Source organism: SAR86 cluster bacterium (assembly GCA_029268615.1).
Classification (GTDB): domain Bacteria; phylum Pseudomonadota; class Gammaproteobacteria; order Magnimaribacterales; family Magnimaribacteraceae; genus JAQWNM01.
The window spans coordinates 48739-71836 of sequence record JAQWNM010000017.1 but is presented as its reverse complement, the minus strand read 5'-3'; the positions used below and the strand labels follow the sequence as shown (position 1 = coordinate 71836).

At 34.8% G+C, this 23098-nt stretch carries 21 protein-coding genes; 11 read left to right on the top strand and 10 right to left on the bottom strand.

The annotated features are described in order from the left end of the window. Window positions 1-38: 38 nt before the first annotated feature. Genes P8J93_08620 through P8J93_08610 form a run of 3 tightly spaced genes read right to left on the bottom strand, consistent with a single transcriptional unit; the run spans window position 39 to window position 3694 of the window. Window positions 39-905 carry an MBL fold metallo-hydrolase gene (locus P8J93_08620; protein MDG2061862.1) on the bottom strand — a complete coding sequence of 289 codons (867 nt, stop codon included), beginning with the start codon at window positions 903-905 and terminating at the stop codon, window positions 39-41. A gap of 17 nt (window positions 906-922) precedes the next feature. Further along, entirely contained in the window at window positions 923-2296 is a 1374-nt protein-coding gene (locus P8J93_08615; GenBank protein ID MDG2061861.1) for an MFS transporter, read from the bottom strand. A gap of 15 nt (window positions 2297-2311) precedes the next feature. Further along, window positions 2312-3694: an aromatic ring-hydroxylating dioxygenase subunit alpha gene (locus P8J93_08610; protein MDG2061860.1), complete on the bottom strand. Its 1383-nt coding sequence runs from the start codon at window positions 3692-3694 to the stop codon at window positions 2312-2314. A gap of 95 nt (window positions 3695-3789) precedes the next feature. Between P8J93_08610 and P8J93_08605 the strand changes: the two genes are divergently transcribed. Continuing rightward, window positions 3790-4323, top strand: coding sequence for a VOC family protein (locus P8J93_08605; protein MDG2061859.1), 534 nt, complete (start codon window positions 3790-3792; stop codon window positions 4321-4323). Window positions 4324-4400: 77 nt separating this feature from the next. Next, window positions 4401-5171 carry an SDR family NAD(P)-dependent oxidoreductase gene (locus P8J93_08600; protein ID MDG2061858.1) on the top strand — a complete coding sequence of 257 codons (771 nt, stop codon included), beginning with the start codon at window positions 4401-4403 and terminating at the stop codon, window positions 5169-5171. A gap of 21 nt (window positions 5172-5192) precedes the next feature. Here the strand turns inward: P8J93_08600 and P8J93_08595 are convergent, their stop codons facing one another. After that, window positions 5193-6566, bottom strand: a complete 1374-nt coding sequence (locus P8J93_08595) for an aromatic ring-hydroxylating dioxygenase subunit alpha (protein ID MDG2061857.1) — start codon at window positions 6564-6566, stop codon at window positions 5193-5195. Between the two features lie 98 nt (window positions 6567-6664). On the opposite strand from P8J93_08595, the gene P8J93_08590 reads away from it, so the two are divergent. The 3 genes from P8J93_08590 to P8J93_08580 all read left to right on the top strand — a co-directional run bounded on the left by P8J93_08590 (window position 6665) and on the right by P8J93_08580 (window position 9783). Beyond that, on the top strand, window positions 6665-7333 hold the full coding sequence (locus P8J93_08590) for a TetR/AcrR family transcriptional regulator (GenBank protein ID MDG2061856.1): 669 nt from the start codon (window positions 6665-6667) through the stop codon (window positions 7331-7333). Between the two features lie 77 nt (window positions 7334-7410). Further along, on the top strand, window positions 7411-8607 hold the full coding sequence (locus P8J93_08585; GenBank protein ID MDG2061855.1) for an aromatic ring-hydroxylating dioxygenase subunit alpha: 1197 nt from the start codon (window positions 7411-7413) through the stop codon (window positions 8605-8607). A gap of 15 nt (window positions 8608-8622) precedes the next feature. Further along, window positions 8623-9783, top strand: a complete 1161-nt coding sequence (locus P8J93_08580) for an acyl-CoA/acyl-ACP dehydrogenase (protein MDG2061854.1) — start codon at window positions 8623-8625, stop codon at window positions 9781-9783. Between the two features lie 6 nt (window positions 9784-9789). On the opposite strand, the gene P8J93_08575 is transcribed toward P8J93_08580, so the two are convergent. Genes P8J93_08575 through P8J93_08550 form a run of 6 tightly spaced genes read right to left on the bottom strand, consistent with a single transcriptional unit; the run spans window position 9790 to window position 14769 of the window. Continuing rightward, on the bottom strand, window positions 9790-10446 hold the full coding sequence (locus P8J93_08575; protein MDG2061853.1) for a nitroreductase: 657 nt from the start codon (window positions 10444-10446) through the stop codon (window positions 9790-9792). A gap of 11 nt (window positions 10447-10457) precedes the next feature. Beyond that, window positions 10458-12071, bottom strand: a complete 1614-nt coding sequence (locus tag P8J93_08570) for an acyl-CoA synthetase (GenBank protein ID MDG2061852.1) — start codon at window positions 12069-12071, stop codon at window positions 10458-10460. Window positions 12072-12112: 41 nt separating this feature from the next. Next, complete coding sequence (locus P8J93_08565) at window positions 12113-12631, bottom strand: MaoC family dehydratase (protein MDG2061851.1); 519 nt, start codon at window positions 12629-12631, stop codon at window positions 12113-12115. Between the two features lie 15 nt (window positions 12632-12646). Further along, entirely contained in the window at window positions 12647-13468 is an 822-nt protein-coding gene (locus tag P8J93_08560) for a CoA ester lyase (GenBank protein ID MDG2061850.1), read from the bottom strand. A 13-nt stretch (window positions 13469-13481) separates the two neighbouring features. Next, a complete protein-coding gene (locus tag P8J93_08555; GenBank protein ID MDG2061849.1) occupies window positions 13482-14186 on the bottom strand; it encodes a thiol:disulfide interchange protein DsbA/DsbL in 705 nt (234 codons plus the stop codon). Continuing rightward, window positions 14173-14769, bottom strand: a complete 597-nt coding sequence (locus P8J93_08550) for a c-type cytochrome (protein MDG2061848.1) — start codon at window positions 14767-14769, stop codon at window positions 14173-14175. Before P8J93_08550 ends, P8J93_08555 begins: the two co-directional genes overlap by 14 nt. 85 nt (window positions 14770-14854) lie before the next feature. On the opposite strand from P8J93_08550, the gene yihA reads away from it, so the two are divergent. The 6 genes from yihA (at window position 14855) to P8J93_08520 (ending at window position 23077) form a co-directional block, all read left to right on the top strand. Next, on the top strand, window positions 14855-15466 hold the full coding sequence (gene yihA, locus P8J93_08545; GenBank protein ID MDG2061847.1) for a ribosome biogenesis GTP-binding protein YihA/YsxC: 612 nt from the start codon (window positions 14855-14857) through the stop codon (window positions 15464-15466). Between the two features lie 154 nt (window positions 15467-15620). Further along, window positions 15621-18323, top strand: a complete 2703-nt coding sequence (polA, locus tag P8J93_08540) for a DNA polymerase I (GenBank protein ID MDG2061846.1) — start codon at window positions 15621-15623, stop codon at window positions 18321-18323. After that, window positions 18320-18832: a disulfide bond formation protein B gene (locus P8J93_08535; protein MDG2061845.1), complete on the top strand. Its 513-nt coding sequence runs from the start codon at window positions 18320-18322 to the stop codon at window positions 18830-18832. Before polA ends, P8J93_08535 begins: the two co-directional genes overlap by 4 nt. A gap of 73 nt (window positions 18833-18905) precedes the next feature. After that, window positions 18906-20453, top strand: a complete 1548-nt coding sequence (locus P8J93_08530; GenBank protein MDG2061844.1) for a phosphoenolpyruvate carboxykinase — start codon at window positions 18906-18908, stop codon at window positions 20451-20453. A 14-nt stretch (window positions 20454-20467) separates the two neighbouring features. Then, window positions 20468-22030: a glutamate--cysteine ligase gene (gshA, locus tag P8J93_08525; GenBank protein ID MDG2061843.1), complete on the top strand. Its 1563-nt coding sequence runs from the start codon at window positions 20468-20470 to the stop codon at window positions 22028-22030. A gap of 51 nt (window positions 22031-22081) precedes the next feature. Further along, window positions 22082-23077, top strand: a complete 996-nt coding sequence (locus tag P8J93_08520; protein MDG2061842.1) for an NADPH:quinone oxidoreductase family protein — start codon at window positions 22082-22084, stop codon at window positions 23075-23077. The last annotated feature ends 21 nt before the right edge of the window (window positions 23078-23098 follow it).

Genomic DNA, 23098 nt, shown 5'->3' with positions numbered 1-23098 from the left:
TTGACTTACTAAAGGGTCACATAGAAGTGGCCCTTTTTTTATTTAACATCAAATTCAAAATGGTCCCCTTTTTTTATTACTTTGCCTGCTGAAGGACTTGCAAAGTGAGTACCAAAAACCAATATATCTTCTTCTGAATACTCCTTTAGCTTTTTACGTCTAGTTTCTTTAGCTAAATTAGCATCCCAATCAGCAATTGACTCCCAATCTAATTTCTCCATTTGTGATGGGTGGTGAAGAAAGTCTCCAGTAATAGCTGCCTTTTCTCCTTCCGATTCAATGCGAACACTTACATGACCTGGAGTATGACCCAGGGTAGGCTCTAAAGTTATCTCCTCACAGATAATCTCATTTGTCTCTACAAATCTTATTAGCCCCGCCTCCTTTATAGGCTCAATAGAGTCAATAAAGAATTCATTGTAGTGAGGATCTTTAGAAGATTGTTGTTCTGTATATTTCCATTCATCCTTAGCAAACAAATACTCTGCATTTTTAAAAGTTGGCACCCATTTTCCATTAATGAGAGTCGTATTCCAACCAACATGATCAGTATGAAGATGTGTACAGAGAACTGCATCTACCTGATTGGGAGGATATCCTGCACCCTTCATGTCATCTATAAAACTGGTATGCAGATCACTCCAGCCAGGAACTGACCTTTTTTTATCATTACCTAAGCAAGTATCTACCACAATAGTTTTAGATGGAGTATCAATAATAAGTGCATGTATGCTGACCATAGGCACCCATTTCTCATTCACAAAATGCGGCTTTAACCAGTCCATACCTTCAAGGTTTTCAGGAGTAGCTTCGGGAACAACAAATAATCCAAACGCTCCCTCACTTTCTAATATTCTAGTTATCTTAACTTTTCCTATTTGCCACTGATTTTCTTTTAATTGCATCTCTTCTTCCTATAAATTTAGCCTGACTCAGGTTGCATAGCTCTTTGTTCCTCAATTTTCTTTCTAACTTCAATTTGTTTTTTTTCTGTTATGGGATAAAAAAGCATAATTATTGCCGTGGCGCCAAAAAATATTGGGGTAGAAAGTCCAAATATTAATCTCAAACCTAAAAGTTGATCAGGTCCATTATAGGCGCCTGGTGTTGAATCAAAACCAGACCAAGATAACATAGCTAGGGCTAGAGCAGGACCTAAAGCTGCCCCTAGTTTCATTACAAAAGACCAAACAGCAAAGAAAAGAGCTGTTCTATCTTCCCCTGTTTCTAATCTATCAATATCTATTACATCTGCTTTCATAGAATGGGGCATCACATAGGTAGCTCCTGCTCCAAATCCACATATTGTTGTAACAGGAAGGGTCCAAAGAAAATCCCCTGGACCTAAAAAAAGGTAAGTAGGAGTTACAACAACAAAACAGGTTAAGCCTGCTGCCCAAGTCTTATTTTTACCTAGATATTTAGAAGCCCAAGTCCAAAATGGAATGCCACATAGTAAAGAAGAATAATAACAGAGCAAAAATACAATACCTGCTTCCTCCTCTTGAACAATTCCTCGAATATAAAATAAAAATACAGCCGTAGATAGGTTCATGCCGATATAGCAAACTCCAAAAGCAAGCACTAAAACTCTAAATGGATGATTTCCCCACATTGCCCTAAGCCCTTGCATTATAGGTATGCGAGTTTCATTATAATCTTTTGATTCCGGCACTTTATATAAAGTGGCACCTATAGTAATAGGAATCAATACTAATACAGCCAGACCTATCATTTCTATAACTTCCCTTGTTCCCCCATAAGCAAAAAGAAGAAGCGCCAAAGTAGGAACAACCTTACTTGCAACATTAGCTATCATGCCTATCTGCGCTCTCCAAGCTGCAATGCTAGTCCTTTCATTATATTCAGGGGACAATTCTGCCCCCCAAGCATAGTAAGGGATTAATAGCATAGTCCAACCTAGCCAAAAAACTAATAACCAAATAAATAAATAATTTCCATCTACCGAACCGTCTGTTGCAGGAAAAAATAATTTATAAACTGCAAAGAATATTATGGGAGCAGACATAAATATCCAAGGCTTTCTTCTTCCCCATCTAGTATTAGTTTTATCCCCTAAATATCCGATAAGAGGATCTGAGATACAATCAAATAAACGGGTTACTAATAGAATTGTTGCTATAAACGCCAAAGGAATTCCAAGTTCAGATCCATAATAATTTGGAATAAAAGCAGTGAGCGGAACATTTGCTATAGAAATGGGCATCTCGGATAAACCATAAAAAAACTTAGTTTTCCTTGGTAATTTATTTTCTGAAACAAAACTTGAGGACATATTAAATATTAATCTCTATATTTTAGCCTTCAAGAACTCATCTAATGTTGCATGAATTCTTCTTATTCTTGATTCTTGATAGTTCCCTAAAGTGAGTCCTTTTTTTCTGTTTGTTTTAAAACCCTCTTGTTGCAAGATTAGGTTATTTGTGTCTTCATCAAAAACTCTTCCTAGTAGACCTAATTCAGATATATCTTGGTAAGATTCATGAATATCTATTTTATAAGGTTGAGGCGGATCTGGATGCTTTGCTCCTTTTGGGAGTGGACTAAGAAACATAATATCAAATATAGTTTTTTCAGGATCATTTTTTAAAGGCCTGAATCTATAACACATTGGAATTGTAATCCCAGGAAAGAAAAACATATTAGGAAACAGATGATATTGAATAGAGTCTAATATTAAACTATCACTATAGTTAGATAAATCTACACCCAGTCTATCTCCTAAATTTAATCTAATTTCTTTAGCAGCGACTTCTCTAGCAGTTTCTCCATCTGGGACCGAAGTAGTTTCTAGATCTACTATGCCGAAATTTTTGAGTATCTCTTCTTCTGTTAATGGAGGCTTTCTCCATTCATCTCCAGGATAATCATCTAGGGCCATAGGACTATAAGTTCCTCTATTATGCAAAAACCTACTTGTTCTTTTTCCAAAAACATCATATTGACAATTTGCACCGTTTGGAGATCTATGTGTTTCAAAGCTATGATAAGCTTCAAGAAAAGCTTCTTGAGATGCTTTCCAATTAGCTGGTAAAGTTTTTTCAATATGCAAAGTTATGTGTCTATTTTCTAATGGCGTTTTCTCAAAATGATCTGGCAATACTTCTAAGTATTCTTGCAGTGGTCCAGCTTCTAGATCAAGGTTTATAAAAACAAAACCTCCCCAGACATCACATTTAACTTTTTGAAGGCCATGCGTTTTGTCTGATACATGAGGAAAGTCCCAATTTCCTGGTATATTTTTAATTGTGCCGTCTAAATTCCATGACCAACCATGGAATGGGCAGCGAAAGAATTTTAAAGAACCAGATCCTTCATTAGGACATATTTTTGTTCCTCTATGTGAACAAGTATTTAAAAAAGCCTGTAATAGATCGTTCTTAGATTTCACTATAATGATAGAATAATTACCAAATTCATAAATATAAGTATCACCTACTTTTTGAAGATGCTCTTCACGGCAAGCCCATTGCCATACTTTAGGCCACATTAAAGACATTTCTTGATCAAAGAATTCTTGAGAAGTGTATCTAGTAAAGTCTATGTCCTTATCTCCTTGAAAGTCATTTTCTTCTTTCAACAAAAAGTCCTCTGCAGGTTTTTTATCTGACGCAATGATATCCCTTGCAGATGGTCCTGAGAATTTTGCTTGTACTTCTTTTTTGGTTGGCATTTTTATAAAATTTATTAAAAAAGCTTAAATAATTATAACACGTTATATTTTTAACTACTTTTATTGTAAGTAATCTTCGCATATATTATTCATATATGAATAAAAATTTTTTTAACTCAGGCAATATAATTCAAATTGCGTATCAAGTAGATGATGTTGTTAAATCTGCAAAAGATTGGTCTAAAAGATTTTCCATAGGCCCCTTTTTTGTAAATGAACATATAAAACTTATGGAAAGTAAGGTAAAAGGAGTTCATGAAATATATGACCATTCATCAGCTTATGCATGGAATAATAATATTATGATTGAACTAATATGTGATCATGATGAGAAACTGTCCTCTAAAAATGGATTAGGAGGCATACACCATATTGCTTGGATGGCTTCTAACTTTGATGAAGAAAGAAGTTCTTTAAAAAGTCGAGGTTTTGAAGAAGTGTTATACTCAAGAGTGCAATCTAGGAATGGAATGCAATTTTCTTGGTATGGATCAGATTTGGGGATTAAGCATTTCATAGAAGTTTATGAAGAAAGTTTAGATTTAATAAACTTTTATAAATATATAGAAGAAATTTCTAAGTCCTGGAATGGTAAAAATCCAGTAAGGGCAATATCGGATATAAGTTAATTCTATTTATTAAAAATAATTTTATAGAAATTACAACATAACGCCCTTAAGAAGTATTAAAATAAAATGTAATTAAATTGGAGAGTAATATGGATTTAGAATTAAAAGGAAAAAAAGCAATAGTTACCGGGGGAAGTAAAGGTATAGGACGAGCTGTTGCAGAAACTTTGACTAAAGAAGGTGCTGATGTAGCAATCTGTGCAAGAAATGAAGACGAAGTCAATTCTGCAGTTGAAGCTTTGTCATCTCATGGAACTAAAGTAGTTGGAGGAGTAGCAGATGTAGCAGATGCAGATTCCTACAAAGCATGGATATCTTCGGCTGCTTCTGATCTAGGAGGAGTAGATTTATTTGTTGCTAATGTAAGTGCCGGAGGAGGTAACAACACTGAAGATGGATGGAAAGCTTGTTTCGAAGTAGATTTAATGGGAACTGTAAGAGGTATAGAAACTGTGACTGAGGATTTAACAAAATCTAAAGGAAGTATAGTTATTATTTCTACAACAACTGCCATTGAAAATGGACCAGGAGCTGGCTCTTATGGAGCACTCAAAGCAGCTTTACTTAATCTATCTTCTACAAAAGCTCAAGAATTAGCCCCATCAGGAATTAATTGTAATGTGGTTTGTCCGGGCCCTATCTACATTGAGGGTGGAGGATGGAATTTTATAAAAGATAATATGGAAGATTTCTATAATGCTACTCTAGCTTCAATTCCCGCTGGAAGAATGGGAGCAGCTCAAGATGTGGCTAATGCAGTTGTTTTTCTTGGGAGTCCTGCAGCTTCATACATAACCGGAACAAATACAGTTGTGGACGGCGGTTTCACTAAGGGCGTTCACTTTTAAAAAATTTATTTGAAGGCAGACTTAACGTCTGCCTTCAATATAGTCGTCAATTACTGTATTGAAGTGAATTATTCTTCTTTCTTGACTGCCGCACCAAAGCCCTTCATAGGCTGGGCTATTCATTCCCTTTTGAACAAAAGGTAAGTTAAAAGCATCTTGGTCTATCACCTGACCAAGAGTATGCTCAGTCCCTTCTTTTATGTAAACATGCTCTATTCGACCAGGTTTAGATTCATTTTGTTTCACATTAAGGTTTTTATTTACTTCATTGGTTCTTATATTTTTTGCAATTATAGATCTATGGCTTTTTCCTTCTGACTCTCCTTTTGGTACCATTTGAAACATCTGAACATCAAAAAACATCTTGTTTGGATCTTCTGGATGAGGCCTGTGTCTAAAACTCATCATGTTATTTGAGTAAATGTTTAACGATAAATTTGGGAAGATTAAATAATGATAATCATCAGATAATTGATCATCATTAAGTCCTGAATAGTCATAACCTTCTTTGTGGGAATTTTTTCTTTTAAACAACTGAATCTCTCTTCTAACTTCTTGAGCAGTTCCTTTAAAATTATCTGAATCTAGTCCTTGTTGATCCATGTAGCTAGCTAATGCAGGACTAATATCTCCATTGTTCTTTAATCTAGGACTAGGCGTTCCAAAAGGAACCAAATATCTATTATGTATTTCATATAAATCTATCTGAACATTCTGATCATCTAAAACATCTAATAGTTGTGGATGAGTACCCATGACATGATAACTTTCATTGAAAGCATCCACTCCTACTTTCCAATTACAGTTCCACTCAACCGTGACATCTAAAATTAGATCCATTTTTTCAAATTGATATGGCTCTAATTGATTCTTGATATCAGAAATATACGACTTAAAAGGTATAGGGTTTTGGTTTAAGGATATAAATATCCATCCTGCCCAAGCTTCACAATGAATGGAAGTAAGATTCAGGCTAGAATCTTTGGTGCCCGCAGGAAAAGTCTCAGCATCTGGAACTGAAGCAAGATTACCTTGTCTATCATATTCCCAAGCGTGAAAAGGGCATTTTAAAGAATCAACATGTCCGCAATTCTGATGCCTTAATTGAGTACCTCTATGCTTACAAACATTATAAAATGCTCTGACTTTATTATCATCTCCCTTAATTATAATAATAGAAAGATTCCCTATTTCTGAGGTAAAAAAATCTCCAGGCTCCTTTACGTCCCTTTCTAGCCCTGCCTGAAACCATACTTTTGTCCAAACTCCTTCCCATTCCTTTTGTTTAAATTCTTGAGATACATATCTTTCTTTAGAAATTCTTTTATATTCTAGATATGGTTCAGGTGTTTTATCTCCAGAAGAACCTTTGGCAGCGTATCTTTTTAGATTCATATTGTTTAAAGTAGGTAAAAATTTAAAGTTTTACACATTTTAACTTAATTTATATAACTTGTTATAATTTTAAATCATATTACAAGGATTTTTGTCTCATGAAACATCTCACAGAGAATCAAATAAGAAGAAGAGCTGTAGTTTTATCTACAGCTAGGGAAATGTTAGCCAAAGTAGGTTATGAAGAGTTGAGCATGAGAGACTTGGCAAAAAAAAGCGGAGTGGCTTTGAAGACTTTATATCATTATTATGAAAATAAAGAGTATTTGATTTCAACAGCCGTAAACCAAAGATGGGTAGATATTCATAGAGGCATTCAAAGAGAAGAAGGGATTAGAGGAGTCCAAAGACTTCTTTTTATTATTCAGACTATTGCAACATTAACCATAAAAGAAAAGATCTATGCTAGAGCAACTTTAAGTATCAACCCAAGTGGCGGATATATGATAGGCCATCCTTGGAATGATATTAGAGATCAAACTTACAGGGTAGCTTTAGAAGAGATTAACGAAGATAAATTTTTGCAATCTTGGGTTAAAGTAGACCTATTAACTTCTATTATGGTAAGAACAATGGGATTAGCTGTAAGGCATTGGGCTGTAGGTGCTATACCCGATAAATCTTTAAATGATTATATGAATTTCCTAGCTTTGACTATGTTGCAAGGAAAGATGATTGGCAAAATAGAATCTGAGGTTAATGAATTAGTTAAAAAAAGCTTCATTGCGCTTGACAAGTCAGGTCCAAAATTTGGAAGTAAAAAATAAATTTTAAGAAGAATTATGCCCTGTTGTCTTAAATCGGCATTAATTTATACTTAAAGAAATGTGGAATAAAATAATCTATGAGTAGAGTTAGCCTAGAAAAGATGGCTTTAATAAACCGTCAGCACGCCGAGGATGGCACTCTAGAATTAGCAAAGAATATTGTAGAAATACCGGCATCTAACTACTATGATTTAGATAGATGGAATCTAGAAATAGAAAAAATTTTTAAGCGACTTCCCTTAGTTTTAGGCCTTTCCAAAGAACTGCCAAATATTGGTGATTTTAAGGCCTTAGAGGCAGTAGGAATTCCTATTATTATAAAAAGAAATTCTAAAGGAAAGCTAAATGCCTTCTTGAACATGTGCAGACATAGAGGGGCAGCAATGATGAAAGTAGGCTTTGGACACTCGAAATCATTTAGATGCCCGTATCATGGCTGGGCTTATGATGAAAACGGAAATTTAATTGGTATAGCGGATAATAAAAATTTTGGAGATCTTGATAAGGAATGTAATGGTCTTTTAAAATTAAATGTTCTTGAGAAAGCTGGCATAATTTGGGTTAATTTAGATGAGAAAACAACTCTTTCAACACAAGATTTTTTGTCCGGATATGATGAAATGCTGGCACATTTTGGATTAGAAAATTGGCATATATTTGATACACGAATGGTGAAAGGTCCTAATTGGAAAGTTGCCTATGACGGATATTTAGATCTTTATCATCTACCAGTTCTTCATAGTGAAACCTTTGGAACGGAGATATCAAATAAAGCTATGTTCTACCAATGGGGTCCTCATCAAAGAGTTATTTCTCCTTCAAGATTGCCTGATCAGGATGATTTTGCTGGCGATGGTAAAGATTATACTAATTCTCCAGTTTCTGAAGTGCCTACTTCTATTCTAATGACTGGTGTATGGACAATTTTTCCGCATATCTCTATTGCTTCATTTAACGCAGGGGGAAGAAGCGTTTTACTTTCCCAACTAATGCCAGGGGAATCCCCTGAAGAATCATTTACCATGCAGTATTACTTAATGGAAAAAAAGCCTAATAAAAAACAAATAAAAGAAGCAGAAGAACAATTTAAATTTCTAGAATTTGTTGTTCAAGAAGAAGATTATGCAACAGGGCTTAGACTACAAAAAGGACTAAAAACTGGAAAATTAGAAAAAGTTTTGTTTGGAAGAAATGAAAGAGGTGGTCAGATCTTTCATGACTGGGTAGAAAGATTGATTAAAACAAAAAATAAAGACTTGAATAAACTTTTTTAGCTATAAGGAGACAAAATGGACTTTCAATTACCGTCAGAATATCAAATGATAAAAGATACGGTCAGTAGATTTGTAAAAGAAGAGTTAATTCCTCTAGAGCCAACTATATTAGCAAGAGAAGCAAAAGAAGGTGTTTGTAAATTAAATATTGAAGAAAAAACTCCTTTATTAGAGAAATGCAAAGAATTGGGCCTATGGGGTCTAGATGTTCCGGAAGAATATGACGGAATGAATTTGCCGGCAATTGCCATGGTAGGAGTAAATGAGGCTATGGGCTCTACACCAGTTCCATTCACTTTTCCTCCTGATTCACCTAATCTCCATATGTTGATTGAAACTGCAAATGACATGCAAAGACAGAAATACCTAATGCCATATGCAAGAGGAGAAATGTCATCTGCTATAGCTATTTCTGAACCCGGAGCTGGAACTGATCCATCTTCCATGTCAACAAAAGCAGTTAAAGATGGCTCTGACTGGATATTAAATGGAAGAAAAATTTGGATAACAAGAGCTGATGAAGCTGATTTCACTATATTAATAGCTGTTACAGATTCAAAAAAAGGAACTAGAGGAGGTATGTCAGCTTTTATAATAGATAAGAATACTCCTGGTTATATTCTAGAAAGAGAAATTCCATTAATTGGAGGGGCAAGTAATTTTGAAATAGTCTTAGAAGACTGCAGAATTCCGAATGATCAACTATTAGGAGAGGAAGGAAAAGGGTTTGCGCCTATGCAAAATAGATTAATTATTAGAAGACTGCAAATGGCTGCATGGTGCATAGGAATGGCTGAAAGAGCTCTTTCTATGATGATAGAACAATCAAATCAAAGAGAAACATTTGGAGTTAAGCTTGCTGAAAGACAAACCATACAATGGTGGGTAGCAGACGCAGCAACTAAAATCCATGCGCTGAGATTAATGGTCTTAGATGCTGCAATAAAACAAGATAAAGGAATTGATATAAGAACTGAAGCTAGTATGGTTAAAGTATATGGAACAGATATGGCTTCAGAAATAATTGATAATGCAATGCAATCTTACGGAGCTATGGGAGTAACTAAAGAATTGCCTTTGCAATTAATGGCTGCTGACCTTAGAACTATGAGAATATATGAAGGTCCTGATGAAATACATAAGTGGGTTGTAGCGAGAAAGTATCTCAATCAATAGAACGGTTTAATCTATAAAATATGCCCAATCGTTGATGGGCTCTCTTTCAGTCTTGAGATCGTTTATCTTTGCTTTATTATTTCTATAGCCTATTGCCATGCCGCAAAATAACATTAACTCTTCGGCGGCACCCACAAAATCAGTGACTACTTTTGGTCTAACTGCCCAGGCTTCTTGAGGACATGTATCTAAACCTTCCTCTCTTGCTAACAGCATAAATGTCTGTAAAAACATGCCGAGGTCTGACCATTGCGGAGGTCCCATTTGTTTATCTATAAAACAGAAAAAAGCTGCGGGTGCGCCAAAAAAATTATAATTCTCTGCTAATTGAGCAAATCTACCTGCTTTATCTTCTCTTTTTATTCCCAACAAAGAATACATATCTTCTCCGACCTTATATCTTGAAGATCTATATGGCTCTTTTAGCTGTTTTGGATAAATATCATAGGCAGGAATATCTGGCTCAGAATTATTATTTAAATAGACTTTAAATCTACTCATGGAATCTTTATTAAGGACAAAGATTCTCCAAGGTTGCAGATTTCCTCCTGAAGGAGCTCTAGCCGCCTTTTCTAGAATAGATTTAATAAGAGAATTTTCTACGGCAGTATCCAAGAAAGAGCGAATTGTCTTTCTAGATTTAATTGCTTCAGATACCTTCATTAAAGTATGAATTAGCTTAAAGTAGACTCAGCTTCCTCTTTAGCCCATTTATAGTTAGCCTTGCCATTAGGCGCCCTTTCAACTTCTGTTACAAAGATTATATCTTTTGGAAGTTTATATCCTGCTAAATGTTCCCTAGTGTGGATGATGAGATCTTGTTCAGAAATCTCTTGTTCTCCAGAGAAAGAAGCTAAGGCCACTACCTTCTGCCCAAACCTTTTATCTTCAAGTCCCACTACCAAACAATCATAAATATTGGGATGGAGTTTTATAGCCTCTTCTACTTCTTCTGGATAAACTTTTTCTCCAGCTGTATTTATACAATTACTTCCTCTCCCCAAAAGATTTATGGTTCCATCAAGTTCAACTGTGGCGTAGTCCCCAGGAAAACTATATCTTACTCCATTGTGTTCTTTAAAAGTTTCCGCTGATTTAATGGGATCTTTATAGTAACCCAGAGGTACCATTGCACTTAATCCCAGCTTACCGCGTTCACCAGAACCTGGCTCTACAGACTCCCCTTTATCATTAATAATAATAACTCCAGGGTTTATAGAAAATTTAGCAGTTTTAGGTTTTGAATCTCTAGAGGACATCGAACTGCCCATGCCTCCTTCTGTAGAACCAAAAGCATCCATCAGGACCATGTCATGATGCGAAAGTAGTCCATCTTTCACCTCTGAACTCCACATAACTCCGCTAGAAATCATTAACTGAAGAGAAGATATATCGTAAGGCTGCCCTTTATTCTTAGCGGATTCTAGTTCATCTAATAATGGCCTGGCAAAAGCATCACCTACAATAGTCATGTTTGTAGCTTTATTTCTCTCAACTTCTTTCCATAACAAGTTAGAATCTAAACCTAAATTAGAAGTAGTGACAACTGATCCTCCCATAATCAACGGAAGATAAGAACCTAACCACATTCCAGTCCCATGCATTAATGGACAGGCAACTAAGCTTACCGGTAAAGCTTTTGCCTCTTTTAAGGAGTCAATGGTTTTACCTATATCTTTAGGATCTTCTGGCATATCAAAACCCATTCCCTTAAGAGTCTTACACATAGAATTAATAAAAGGGCCATGTTGGTACATAACACCTTTAGGCATTCCTGTTGTGCCTCCGGTGTACAACATATAAATATTATCTCCCGATCTTCTTATCCTTTCCATAGGCTCATAGCCAGCTATCACTTCATCGTAATCCACAGAGCCGCTTAGTAATGGATTTGTATTATCATCAAGTTGAATAAAAACCTTAACTTTGGGTAAATTAGATTTTATTAAATCAATCTGGTCTGAGTAACAAGCCTGATAAAATACTGCCTCAGCATCACAATTATCTAATAAATAAGTTAGTTCATCGGCCTTATAACGATAATTTACATTAATAGGAACTCCCTTTATTTTAAAAATACTGTACTGGGCTTCCAAATATTCATTACAATTATGAAGATAAATACCTACCTTTGAATCATCTCCAAGACCTTTCTCAGTCAAGAGCATTGCCAATCTTGCAGCTCTATCGTCATAATCTTTCCAGCTTGTAACAACATCACCACAAACCAAAGCAGGATGATCTCCCAGTTGATCTGCTGTAGACTCCCAAAGTGACGCAAATTGCATATCCATATTTCTCCTGACTATAGTTTTATTATTTAAGTATATTAGTAGTTAATTTTATCCTCAACTGCCTTTCCAGTTTTAGGAATTAATGCAGATCTAAGAAATGACGCAACAAGAATATCATCTTGATTTTTTCCTAATGTTTTAACTGTTACTATTCCATCATCCTTTCTTGATTTTGATTCTCTAAGTTCTATAACTTCAGACTCAGCATACAATGTATCTCCAACATATAGAGGGTGAGGAAGTACGATATCTGTCCATCCTAAATTTGCTACTGCTTTTTGACTAATATCACTTACACTCATACCTACCATGAGTGCTATTGTAAATGGGCTGACAACGAGAGTTCTGCCAAATTCTGAACCTTTACCAAACTCTTCGTCAAAATGAATTGGGTGCTGATTCATTGTAAGCAGAGTAAACCAAGTGTTATCTGACTGTGTAATAGTTCTGCCTGGCCTATGCTCATAAATATCTCCAACTGTAAACTCTTCAAAATATCTACCAAAACTTTCTCTGTATCTTCTTGGGCCTACTTCTTTTGTCTTTTTAACCATTAAACACCTCTATCTTTAAATAAGTTTTTTTGGATCTAAACCAGCTAATATTAATTTTTTTTCCATAATTTCTACTAGGGGTTTATCAATCATTTGGCCGTCTATAGAAATTACTCCCTTTCCAGAATCATAAAACTTCTTGATCAGATCTTTGGCTTCTCTTATTTCTTGACTTGAAGGCAGAAAGATTTCTCTGATGATATCTACTTGACTTGGGTGAATTGCTATTTTACTTTTAAAACCTAATGATTTTGAGAGTTTGCATTCTTCCCTTAAACCATTTTCTGAAGAGACATCCATGAAAGGACCATCAATAGGGTGTATATTTTTAATGCTACTTTCTAGGATAATTGCTGTTCTGTAAAATAACAACGAAGACCAGTCCATTGAACTCCCTAAAGATTTACTCATATCGGCAGGCCCAAAAGCAAATGCTTCTACCTTAATTTCATCGGCTATACTTTTTAAGTTTCTCAATCCTAGAGGGGATTCTATTAATGCAATAAATCTTAAGGTTAAATTAATTTTCGATAAATCTTCCGGCCCTTCTATTTTCGGAACCATTATTAAAGGGTTTATAAGAGAAGAACTTCTTAGAAGGTCTAAATCTTTTACGCCTGCTTCAGTTTTTAAATCATTTATGCGGATGATATAAGTGATTTCAGTATTATGTTGTTCTAAAAATTTAAAAAGATCATTTCTTGCTGAATCCTTTTCGTCGTTAGGAATGGCGTCTTCTAAATCAAAGATAATACCATCTGCATTAGAGTTATTTACCTTTTCTACCCATTCCAAGCGATTAGCCGGTATAAAGATAGGAGAAATTGGAAAGCCCATTCGGATAAATTCTCTAATCTTTTTTTGCTAAATAAAGCTTCTCTTTTTCAATTAAGAAATCTAAAACTTTCAATAGTTCTGTCGAACTTAAATCATTTGTAGGGACAACTTTATATTTACCATTTACTGTAAATGCAGGAACACTTCTTAGATCATAACCTCTCATTCTTTTATTGGCTTGGCTTAAAGCATTATTTACACCAAAAGAAGAATTAATAGCTCTATATTTTTCTGTTGAAATTCCTAAGCCTCTAAAAAAACTTTCTACCTCTGACTGACCAGTCATCAATTGATTTTCTATATGTATAGAATGAAAAACACCTGCAACAGCCTCCTCTTCAACCCCTAAAGCCCTAGCTGCATACATAATCCTAGCTTGAGTCTCTGCTTGAGCATTCCAAGTAATATGAGATCTATAAAAATCTATATCTTCTGCCAATCCTTGTTTCCAAGCTTTTATATATCTCTCAAAGTTATAACAATGCCCACATGAAAACCAAAAAAATTCAATTATTTCTACCTTGGAAGGATCTCTAGTGGCAAAAGGTTTATCTAGTGACTCATAATGGATTCCTTCCTGATAAGGACTCTTATTATCTAGGCTAGATTGAATGATTGAAGTATTTTTAACTTGATTGTCATTGCATGACATCAACAAAAATAAAGATACAAAAAAAATAAATCTACACGAAATCATCTTATTATTAGTATAAGCCATGTATAAAGTTTGCTAGAGCTTCGATCTCTGCGTCATTTAATTTAGAAGAAACACTTTGCATTATCAGGGCTTGTTCATTACCTGATCTTTTTCCAGATCTATATTCTTTTAATGTTTTATCCAAATACTCTTTTTTCTGTCCGCCCAACGAAGGGTACCCTGCAAGGGCGTTTCCTTTTCCTGAAGGTGAATGACAAGCAGTACAAGCAGGAATACCTTTTTCTATACTACCTGAATAATATAATTTTGACCCTAAATCAAGATACTTTTCGCTTGTTGTTCCATTTATATTATTTTGACTAGCAAAATATGCAGAGATATCTGCCAAGTCTTGTTCGTTCAGATCGTCTAGTAGACCTGTCATTTCTATTATCACTCTTTTTCCTGATTGGATGTTCCTTAATTGACCTAGTAAATATTTCTCATTTTGAGCTGCTAAAGTTGGCCAAATTCCTACTAGACTATTTCCATCAGCCCCGTGACAAGCAACACAAGCTGCTACCTTTTCTTTTCCATTTGAAGCAACGCCCTCTCCAAGAACACTTGAAGAGAGAACTATGAGTATTAAAATTCTTAACAACATACAATAAGTTTATAAAAATCACATTGAGCGGAACAAGAATTATATACTAACATTCTAGCAGTTTCTTTCATTTACTTTAAAAACGATGGAAAAAAATATCTTTGTTAACATAAATTTTCTATTGAGCGCTCTAGAAGTTGCTTCTCTTCCAAAAGATACTGGAAGTGAAGTTGCTCTATGCGGAAGATCTAATTCAGGAAAATCTAGTGTTTTGAACGCGCTCGCTAATAATAAAAACTTAGCTAGGACTAGTAAGACACCCGGCAGGACACAGAGTTTAAATGTATTTAGTCTCGAAGAAAATCATGCAATTAGGGTCATAGACTTACCCGGTTATGGGTTTGCTAAAGTCTCAAAACAAGAAAGAAAGAAGTGGGGTTTTTTAATAAATAATTATCTTAGTAAAAGAAAATCTCTAAAGGGCTTAGTAATTATAATGGATATAAGACATCCTTTAAAAGAATCTGATTTAATATTAATAAATTGGTGTGAACAAACAAATACGCCTGTACAAATTGTCTTAAATAAATCAGATAAAATCTCTAAAGGTCAATCCTCGTTAGTTAAAACTCAGATACTTAAAGCTCTTGAAGATTTCAAAATAAATACTAATGTCATAGTATTTTCTGCTAAAAAAAAATATGGCCTTAATTTATTACAAGACAAGTTAAATGATTGGCTGGACAATTCAAAATGAAAAATCCCCAAATGCCTTGGGGTTAACATTTGGGGTTTTCTTTGGCTCCTTACTTATTCCAAGGAGTCATACAAACAAACATGTATGATACTAATTAGGACATTGAGAATTTAAAAAAGTTCAAATGGAATAAAAAATATAAAATACTAAATATATGTCTCAAGATAAATCGCTAGAAAAAGATCCCATTATCCTTATAGATGGATCTTCTTATCTCTACAGAGCTTATCATGCTATGCCTCCTTTGACTTCTTCGAAAGGCCAACCTACTGGAGCTATTAAAGGTGTCATCAATATGATAAAAAAGATTCTTACAGATCATCCAGCAAGCCCAATAGCAGTTATTTTTGATGCGAAAGGAAAAAATTTTCGTCACGAAATGTATTCAGAATATAAGGCCAATAGACCGCCAATGCCAGAAGACCTAGTGCTCCAAATAAATCCACTTCATGAAATTATTCAAGCGATGGGAATAAAAATTCTGGTTATAGAGGGAGTAGAGGCTGATGATGTGATTGGCACATTAGCTGATCAAGCCAAAAATAGTAAAAAGGATACTGTAATCTCAAGCGGAGATAAGGATATGACTCAATTAGTTTGTAAAAATGTTGTAGTTGTTAACACAATGAAAGATGAGCTTCTTGATGAAAAAGGTGTAAAGAATAAATTTGGAGTCAGGCCTGATCAAATAATTGATTACCTTGCTCTTGTAGGAGATACATCTGATAACGTACCGGGAGTTGATAAGGTTGGCCCTAAGACTGCTGTGAAGTGGATAAATGAATACAATGATCTAGATTGTATTATCAATAACTCCGAGAAAATAGAAGGCAAAGTTGGCGAGAATCTGCGCAGCGGAATAAGTCAACTAAAGCTCTCCAAAGAGCTAGTAACTATAAAAACAGATGTGAACCTTGATATTGGAATAAACGACCTTCGAGTTCAAAAACCTGATAATAATACTTTACAGAAAATCTTCTCTGAGCTTGAATTTAAAGTGTGGCTTGATGAAAAAAATAATGCAGGCCTTAACTATTCAAACTCAAAAAATTCTACTAATGAATATGAACTAATAGTGGAAGAAAAGAAATTAGACCAATGGATTAATAAACTTTCAAAATATAAAGTAATTGCTCTAGATACAGAAACTTCAGGCCTTGATTACACTACGGCTAGCTTAGTTGGTATTTCTCTATCAGGTGAAAAAGGTTCAGCTATTTATATACCTTTTGGTCATACTGTGGATTCAGCGCCTTTGCAACTAGATCGCGATCTAGTTATTAATAAACTTAAACCTCTTATTAATTCGAAGAAAATCATAGGTCAAAATATTAAGTTCGATATGAATATCCTTTCTAGATATGGCTTAGAAATTAATGGAATAGAAAATGACACTATGCTCATGAGCTATATATACAATAGTACTGCTTCTAGACATAATTTAGACGCTTTATCAGGTCTATATCTTCAACATAAAACTATTACTTTTGAAGAGATAGCTGGTAAGGGAGTAAAGCAAAAAACTTTTGGTGAAATACCCATAGAGAAAGCAAAAACATACGCAGCTGAAGATGCAGATATTACCTTAAGGCTCTATAAAAAATTAAAAAGTAAATTAAAAAAAGAACCTGCTCTTAATAACTTACTTGAAGAAATTGAACTTCCTTTAGTTCCAGTCCTTTCGGATATGGAACTGACTGGTACAAATCTTAACTCAAAAATCTTAGATGCTCAGTCAAAAGATTTAGCTAAGAGAATCGAAGTTCTAAGTCATAAAGCTTTTGAAATGGCTGGAGAAGAATTTAATCTAGGGTCGCCCAAACAGCTTCAGGAGATTTTCTATGAAAAGTTAAAGTACCCTGTTAAACAAAAAACTCCTGGCGGGCAACCTTCCACAGCGGAGAATGTTTTGCAACTTCTTGCTGAAGATTTTGAATTACCGAAGGTAATCCTAGAGCATCGATCTTTAAATAAACTCAAACAAACTTACACAGATAAATTACCTTTGCAAATTTCAAAATCTACTAATAGGGTTCATACTTCCTATCATCAGGCAGTTACTACAACAGGAAGACTTTCTTCTTCAGACCCAAATTTACAAAATATTCCTATAAAAACAGAAGATGGTCGTAGAATAAGACAAGCATTTGAAGCCCCTAATGGATTCTCTCTTGTTTCTGCTGATTATTCTCAAATAGAACTGAGAATAATGGCCCATATGTCTAAAGATCAAAATTTAATAGGGGCCTTCAAGAATGGAGAAGATATTCATACTTCAACAGCTAGCGAAGTATTTGGATCAAAACTAGATAAAGTAACTTCTGATCAGAGAAGAAGTGCAAAGGCTATAAACTTTGGTTTGATATATGGTATTTCTGCTTTCGGTCTCGGGAAACAATTAGGAATTAATAGAAATTTAGCATCTGACTACATTGAAACCTATTTTTCGAGATACCCTGGAGTGAGAGAGTACATGGAAGAAACAAAAAATAAAGCTAAAGAGAAAGGCTTTGTTGAAACTTTATACAATAGAAGACTTTATGTGCCTGAAATTAATGGAAATAATGGAATGAGGAGGAAGGCTGCAGAAAGAGCTGCTATCAATGCACCCGTTCAAGGTACAGCTGCAGATATCATGAAGTTGGCTATGATTAAACTCTATCAATGGCTAGAAACATCTAATCTGGATGCAAAAATTATCATGCAAGTCCATGATGAGCTTGTGCTAGAAGTAAAAGAGTCTGATATTAAAGAAACCTCTGATGGCCTTATTAACTCTATGAAAAATGCTGCAGATTTAACCGTACCTTTGGATGTAGAAATTGGGGTCGGATCTAATTGGGACCAAGCACATTGAATAAACTTCTTTATAAAAATGAAGATAGAGTACTTATTTTAGCGTTAATTGCTTCATTTTCTTCATTATCTATAGCCTTTTCTATGGAAATTTTTCTAGGCTTAGAGCCTTGCATTCTTTGCCATATGCAAAGGGTGTGCGTAGGTCTATTTGGGATCATTTCTTTAATAGGGTTAGTTCATAGAAAAAAAAGTACCCAATCTTTTGAGATTTATATTATCTTTTCTTTGATATTTATAGCTATAGGTGCTTTCTTAGCTATGAGACAATTATATCTCCAAAACCTGCCAGCAGACCTTGTTCCAAGCTGTGCTCCAGATTTTAGTTATCTGATTGAGACAATGCCCATTGCAGAATTATTTTTCATTGCTATTCAGGGTGACGGAAATTGCGCAGAAGTAGTATGGCAATTCTTTGGTATTAGTTTACCCGGATGGGTTCTAATCTTCCTTTCTGTAATGATGCTATATCTTATAGTGGGGATAAAAAAGGTTAAAACTTCTGTTTAAAGAATAAAAAGTTAATTTATAATGGTCTTTTTTCAAAGGATAATAATTAGTAAGTTAGAGGTAAAAAATTTATATGGAAAATAATAATAAAGTAAAATCCTTTGAAGATTTATCTACAGAAGAATTAATCGAAGAATCGCTAAAAAGGAATGAAGGAGAGATAGCTGCCAATGGAGCTTTGCTTGTAAATACTGGCAAGAGAACTGGAAGAAGTCCAAATGATAGATTTATTGTAGAGGACTCTCTTACAAAAGATTCAGTTGACTGGGGCGCTATTAATAGGCCAATTACAGAACAAAAATTTAATGCTTTATGGAGCAAAGTCTCTAATTTTTTATCTACAAAAGACAATTTTATATCTCATCTTCATGTAGGAGATCACCTTGATCATTATATTCCAGTTAAGGTAACAACCCAGTGGGCTTGGCATAATCTATTTGGCAAGCAAATGTTTATAAGGCCAAAAAATTATAACCCCAATAATCAAGATATATGGGAAGTTATGAGTGCAGCTGAATATGAATGTATTCCGGAAGAAGATGGAACAAATTCAGATGGCGTAGTAATTATAAATTTTAGTCAAAAAAAAGTGTTACTAGCTGGTATGACCTATGCGGGAGAACTTAAGAAATCTATGTTTGCCGTGCAGAATTTTATTCTCCCTGAAAAAGAAGTTCTACCCATGCACTGCGCTGCTAATGCTTCTGAAGAAGGAGATGTTTGTCTTTTTTTTGGTCTTTCAGGTACTGGGAAAACAACATTATCTGCAGATCCAGAAAGAGACCTCATAGGTGATGATGAGCATGGATGGGGTCTTGGGGCAGTATTCAATTTTGAGGGAGGATGTTATGCAAAATGCATAGACTTATCTCAAAAGAATGAGCCAGTAATATGGGATGCTATTAAGAGAGGTAGTGTGATGGAAAATGTTGTCATTGACCAAACTACAAAAGTGCCAGATTACTCAGATACATCCAAAACAGAAAATACTAGGGTGGTTTATCCTAGAGAACATATTCAAAAAAGGGTGCAAGAAAATCAAGGCGGCGAACCAAAAGCAGTCATCTTCCTAACTTGTGACTTAACTGGAGTTATACCTCCTGTTTCTATCTTATCTAAGGAAGCTGCAGCTTATCATTTCTTAAGTGGATACACGGCAGTAATAGGATCAACAGAAATAGGCTCAACTGAACCCTTTAAATCAACTTTTTCTACTTGCTTTGGTGCTCCTTTTTTTCCAAGGCCAGCAAGCGTATATGCCAACTTGCTAATGAAAAGAGTAGAGTCTTTTGGAAGTACAGTTTACCTTGTGAATACTGGCTGGACAGGTGGCCCATATGGAACAGGTAAGAGATTTGATATACCCGTGACAAGAGCAGTTATCCATGCCATTCAATCTGGCGCACTTAAAGACGCTGAAACTGAATCTATAGAAGGCATGAATCTTTCCGTTCCTACTTTTGTAAAAGGAGTTGATTTAAAATTATTAAATCCTATTAAATGCTGGGAAGATTCAATTCTTTATGAAGAACAAAAGGAAAAGTTAATTTCTAAATTTGTGAAAAACTTTGATAAATTCGAAGTGTCGCCCGAGATAATCGCTGCAGGGCCATCTTCTTAAACTAAAACCTTAAAATGAATATACCTCTTTCAGAACTAGAAAGTTCTGGGGCGTTAAATGAATTAAGACTTTCAAATAGGGGATTGGAAAAGGAAAGCCTCAGAGTGGATATTAATGGTAATATTTCAAAAAAATTACATAATCCATCTTTAGGTTCGGCTTTAACTAACCCTTATATTACAACTGATTTTTCGGAATCTCTTTTAGAGTTCATAACACCTACTTTTCATGAACCTCAAGAGTGTCTGAATTTTCTTTCTGATATACATGCTTTTGTATATAAAAATTTAGATGAAGAATTGCTCTGGTCCTTGAGTATGCCATGTCAAATTAATTCAGTTAATGATATATCTATTGGTAAATATGGATCTTCTAATGCTGGCAAGCTAAAAACTATATACAGAAGAGGGTTGGCACAAAGGTATGGCAGTATGATGCAAGCGATATCTGGAATTCATTATAACTTCTCATTCTCTGATAATTTTTTTAGAAGAATACTTGGCCTTAAAGAGGACTTCAATAATATTCAATCTTTAAAAAATGATTCTTATTTAGGAATAGCTAGGAATTTTAGAAGGTATAGCTGGCTATATTTTATATTATTCGGAGCTTCGCCTAGTGCAAGCGAATCTTTTGTTGGCAAAAATAAATCTGGTTTTAAAGAATTTTCACAAGATGGTCTATATAAACCAGAAGCTACATCTTTAAGAATGGGAGATCTTGGTTATATTAGTGCCGCTCAAGACAACTTAAGTATTTCTATAAATTCTCTTAAAGAATATTGCTCTGAATTAAGGAGAGCCTTGAAGGAACCTTATCCTGATTATCAGAAAATAGGTGAGTTTAAAGAAGATAAAAGAGTTCAATTAAATACCTCAATAATCCAAATCGAGAATGAATATTACAGCACCATTAGACCAAAAAGAATCTGCCCTTCCGGTGAAAGACCTGTAAATATTTTAGAGAATAAAGGTATTGAATATCTTGAGCTGAGATGTATAGATGTAGACCCTTTTGAACCCCTGGGCATTGAAAGAAAACAAATAGATTTCTTAGATTTACTTTTGGTTTACTGTTTGGTTAAAGATAGCCCTCCTATTGATAAAGAAGAAAATAAAATTATTCTCAATAATCATAAAAATATTATAAATATGGGAAGAAGTTCAGAACTGGAGATAACGCATAGAGGAAAAAAAGTAAGGGCCAAAGCCCAGGCCCTGGAAGTACTTGAAGAATTAAGTGAAATAGTTGAATTAGTGGAGAAGCCATTATTCCAATTGGGGGAAAACTATTGGAAAATAAGTCTAGATTTCCAAAAAAATAAAATATTAAACCCAGAAACTTCTCCTAGCGCTAAAAGTATCCTCGCTGTAAAAGAAAATGAAGATTCATTTAGTGAATTTGGAATGAAAATGTCAAGAAAACATAAAAATTATTTTAATGACGTTGAAATTAAAAATGAAGTAAAATTGAGAGAAGCTGCAATCTTTTCTCTCACAGAGCAAGAGCAGTTAGAAAAAAAAGACGAAGAGCCATTTGAAGAATTCCTTAAAGATTTTTTAAGCCAGACCTCTTGACCTGAATAAAAGAATAAGTAATGTATTTATTAAGATTATGGAAGTGAAATTATGAAAGCATATATATGTAGAGAGTTTGGACCAATAGAATCTCATAATGTAGAAGAAATAGAAGACCCTACGGCTGGGCAAGGACAAGTTGTTGTTGATGTAAAAGCAGCTGGCGTGGCATTCCCTGATGTTTTAATAGTTCAAGGTCTTTACCAGTTCAAACCTCCTTTTCCTTTTGTTCCAGGTGGCGAAATTGCTGGAATTGTAAGCTCGATTGGAGAAGGTGTAACTAAGTGGAAAGTAGGTGATAGGATCATAGGGACTACGGGATTTGCAGGTTTAGCAGAGAAAGCTGTCTACTCTGAAAACCAACTAATGCCCCTTCCTGAATCAATGGACTTTCAAACAGGAGCTATATTTCCTCTGAATTATGGAACCACTTACCACGCATTAAAGCAAAGGGCTAATATTCAATCCGGCGAATCTTTGTTAGTACTTGGCGCAGGGGGAGGCATAGGCATGACTGCTATTCATCTTGGCAAGGCGCTAGGTGCAAGGGTTATAGCAGCGGCTTCGTCCCAAGAAAAGTTAGACCTTTGTAAAAGGGAAGGTGCAGATGAGGTTCTGCTTTACCCTAGTCATGATATGAGCCGAGAAGAACAAAAATTATTTTCTGAAGAAATAAAAAATATTTCAGGAGGTGGTGTAGATGTTGTTTATGATGTTGTTGGGGGAGACTATGCTGAACCATCATTAAGAGCAATTAATTGGAAAGGACGATATCTAGTTATAGGATTTACTTCAAATATTCCAAAAATTCCTCTTAATCTTGCGCTACTTAAAGGTTGTCAAATCGTTGGTGTTTTTTGGGGACACTTTACTGGAGTAGAATCAGAATTAAATGCTCAGAACTTCCAGGATCTATTTCTACTTCATGCCCAAGGTAAAATCAAACCTTTCATAAGTGAAACGTTTAAGATTGAAGATACTGCGAAAGCCATTAAATTACTTCAAGATAGAAAAGTTCTAGGTAAGGTTGTAGTCTCAATGGAATAAATACCTTTATTCTCTTCAAAA

What these genes read in the sequence shown, in the direction of transcription:
- P8J93_08570 (MDG2061852.1), bottom strand. Translation starts at nt 12,071, where the DNA reads ATGCAATTTGCGTCACTTTGGGAGTCTACAGCAGATCAACTGGGAGAT.
- P8J93_08575 (MDG2061853.1), bottom strand. Translation starts at nt 10,446, where the DNA reads ATGAAGGTATCTGAAGCAATTAAATCTAGAAAGACAATTCGCTCTTTC.
- P8J93_08595 (MDG2061857.1), bottom strand. Translation starts at nt 6,566, where the DNA reads ATGAATCTAAAAAGATACGCTGCCAAAGGTTCTTCTGGAGATAAAACA.
- P8J93_08610 (MDG2061860.1), bottom strand. Translation starts at nt 3,694, where the DNA reads ATGCCAACCAAAAAAGAAGTACAAGCAAAATTCTCAGGACCATCTGCA.
- P8J93_08555 (MDG2061849.1), bottom strand. Translation starts at nt 14,186, where the DNA reads ATGGCTTATACTAATAATAAGATGATTTCGTGTAGATTTATTTTTTTT.
- P8J93_08565 (MDG2061851.1), bottom strand. Translation starts at nt 12,631, where the DNA reads ATGGTTAAAAAGACAAAAGAAGTAGGCCCAAGAAGATACAGAGAAAGT.
- P8J93_08560 (MDG2061850.1), bottom strand. Translation starts at nt 13,468, where the DNA reads ATGGGCTTTCCAATTTCTCCTATCTTTATACCGGCTAATCGCTTGGAA.
- P8J93_08580 (MDG2061854.1), top strand. Translation starts at nt 8,623, where the DNA reads ATGGACTTTCAATTACCGTCAGAATATCAAATGATAAAAGATACGGTC.
- gshA (MDG2061843.1), top strand. Translation starts at nt 20,468, where the DNA reads ATGAATATACCTCTTTCAGAACTAGAAAGTTCTGGGGCGTTAAATGAA.
- yihA (MDG2061847.1), top strand. Translation starts at nt 14,855, where the DNA reads ATGGAAAAAAATATCTTTGTTAACATAAATTTTCTATTGAGCGCTCTA.
- P8J93_08590 (MDG2061856.1), top strand. Translation starts at nt 6,665, where the DNA reads ATGAAACATCTCACAGAGAATCAAATAAGAAGAAGAGCTGTAGTTTTA.
- polA (MDG2061846.1), top strand. Translation starts at nt 15,621, where the DNA reads ATGTCTCAAGATAAATCGCTAGAAAAAGATCCCATTATCCTTATAGAT.
- P8J93_08520 (MDG2061842.1), top strand. Translation starts at nt 22,082, where the DNA reads ATGAAAGCATATATATGTAGAGAGTTTGGACCAATAGAATCTCATAAT.
- P8J93_08615 (MDG2061861.1), bottom strand. Translation starts at nt 2,296, where the DNA reads ATGTCCTCAAGTTTTGTTTCAGAAAATAAATTACCAAGGAAAACTAAG.
- P8J93_08550 (MDG2061848.1), bottom strand. Translation starts at nt 14,769, where the DNA reads ATGTTGTTAAGAATTTTAATACTCATAGTTCTCTCTTCAAGTGTTCTT.
- P8J93_08605 (MDG2061859.1), top strand. Translation starts at nt 3,790, where the DNA reads ATGAATAAAAATTTTTTTAACTCAGGCAATATAATTCAAATTGCGTAT.
- P8J93_08585 (MDG2061855.1), top strand. Translation starts at nt 7,411, where the DNA reads ATGAGTAGAGTTAGCCTAGAAAAGATGGCTTTAATAAACCGTCAGCAC.
- P8J93_08620 (MDG2061862.1), bottom strand. Translation starts at nt 905, where the DNA reads ATGCAATTAAAAGAAAATCAGTGGCAAATAGGAAAAGTTAAGATAACT.
- P8J93_08530 (MDG2061844.1), top strand. Translation starts at nt 18,906, where the DNA reads ATGGAAAATAATAATAAAGTAAAATCCTTTGAAGATTTATCTACAGAA.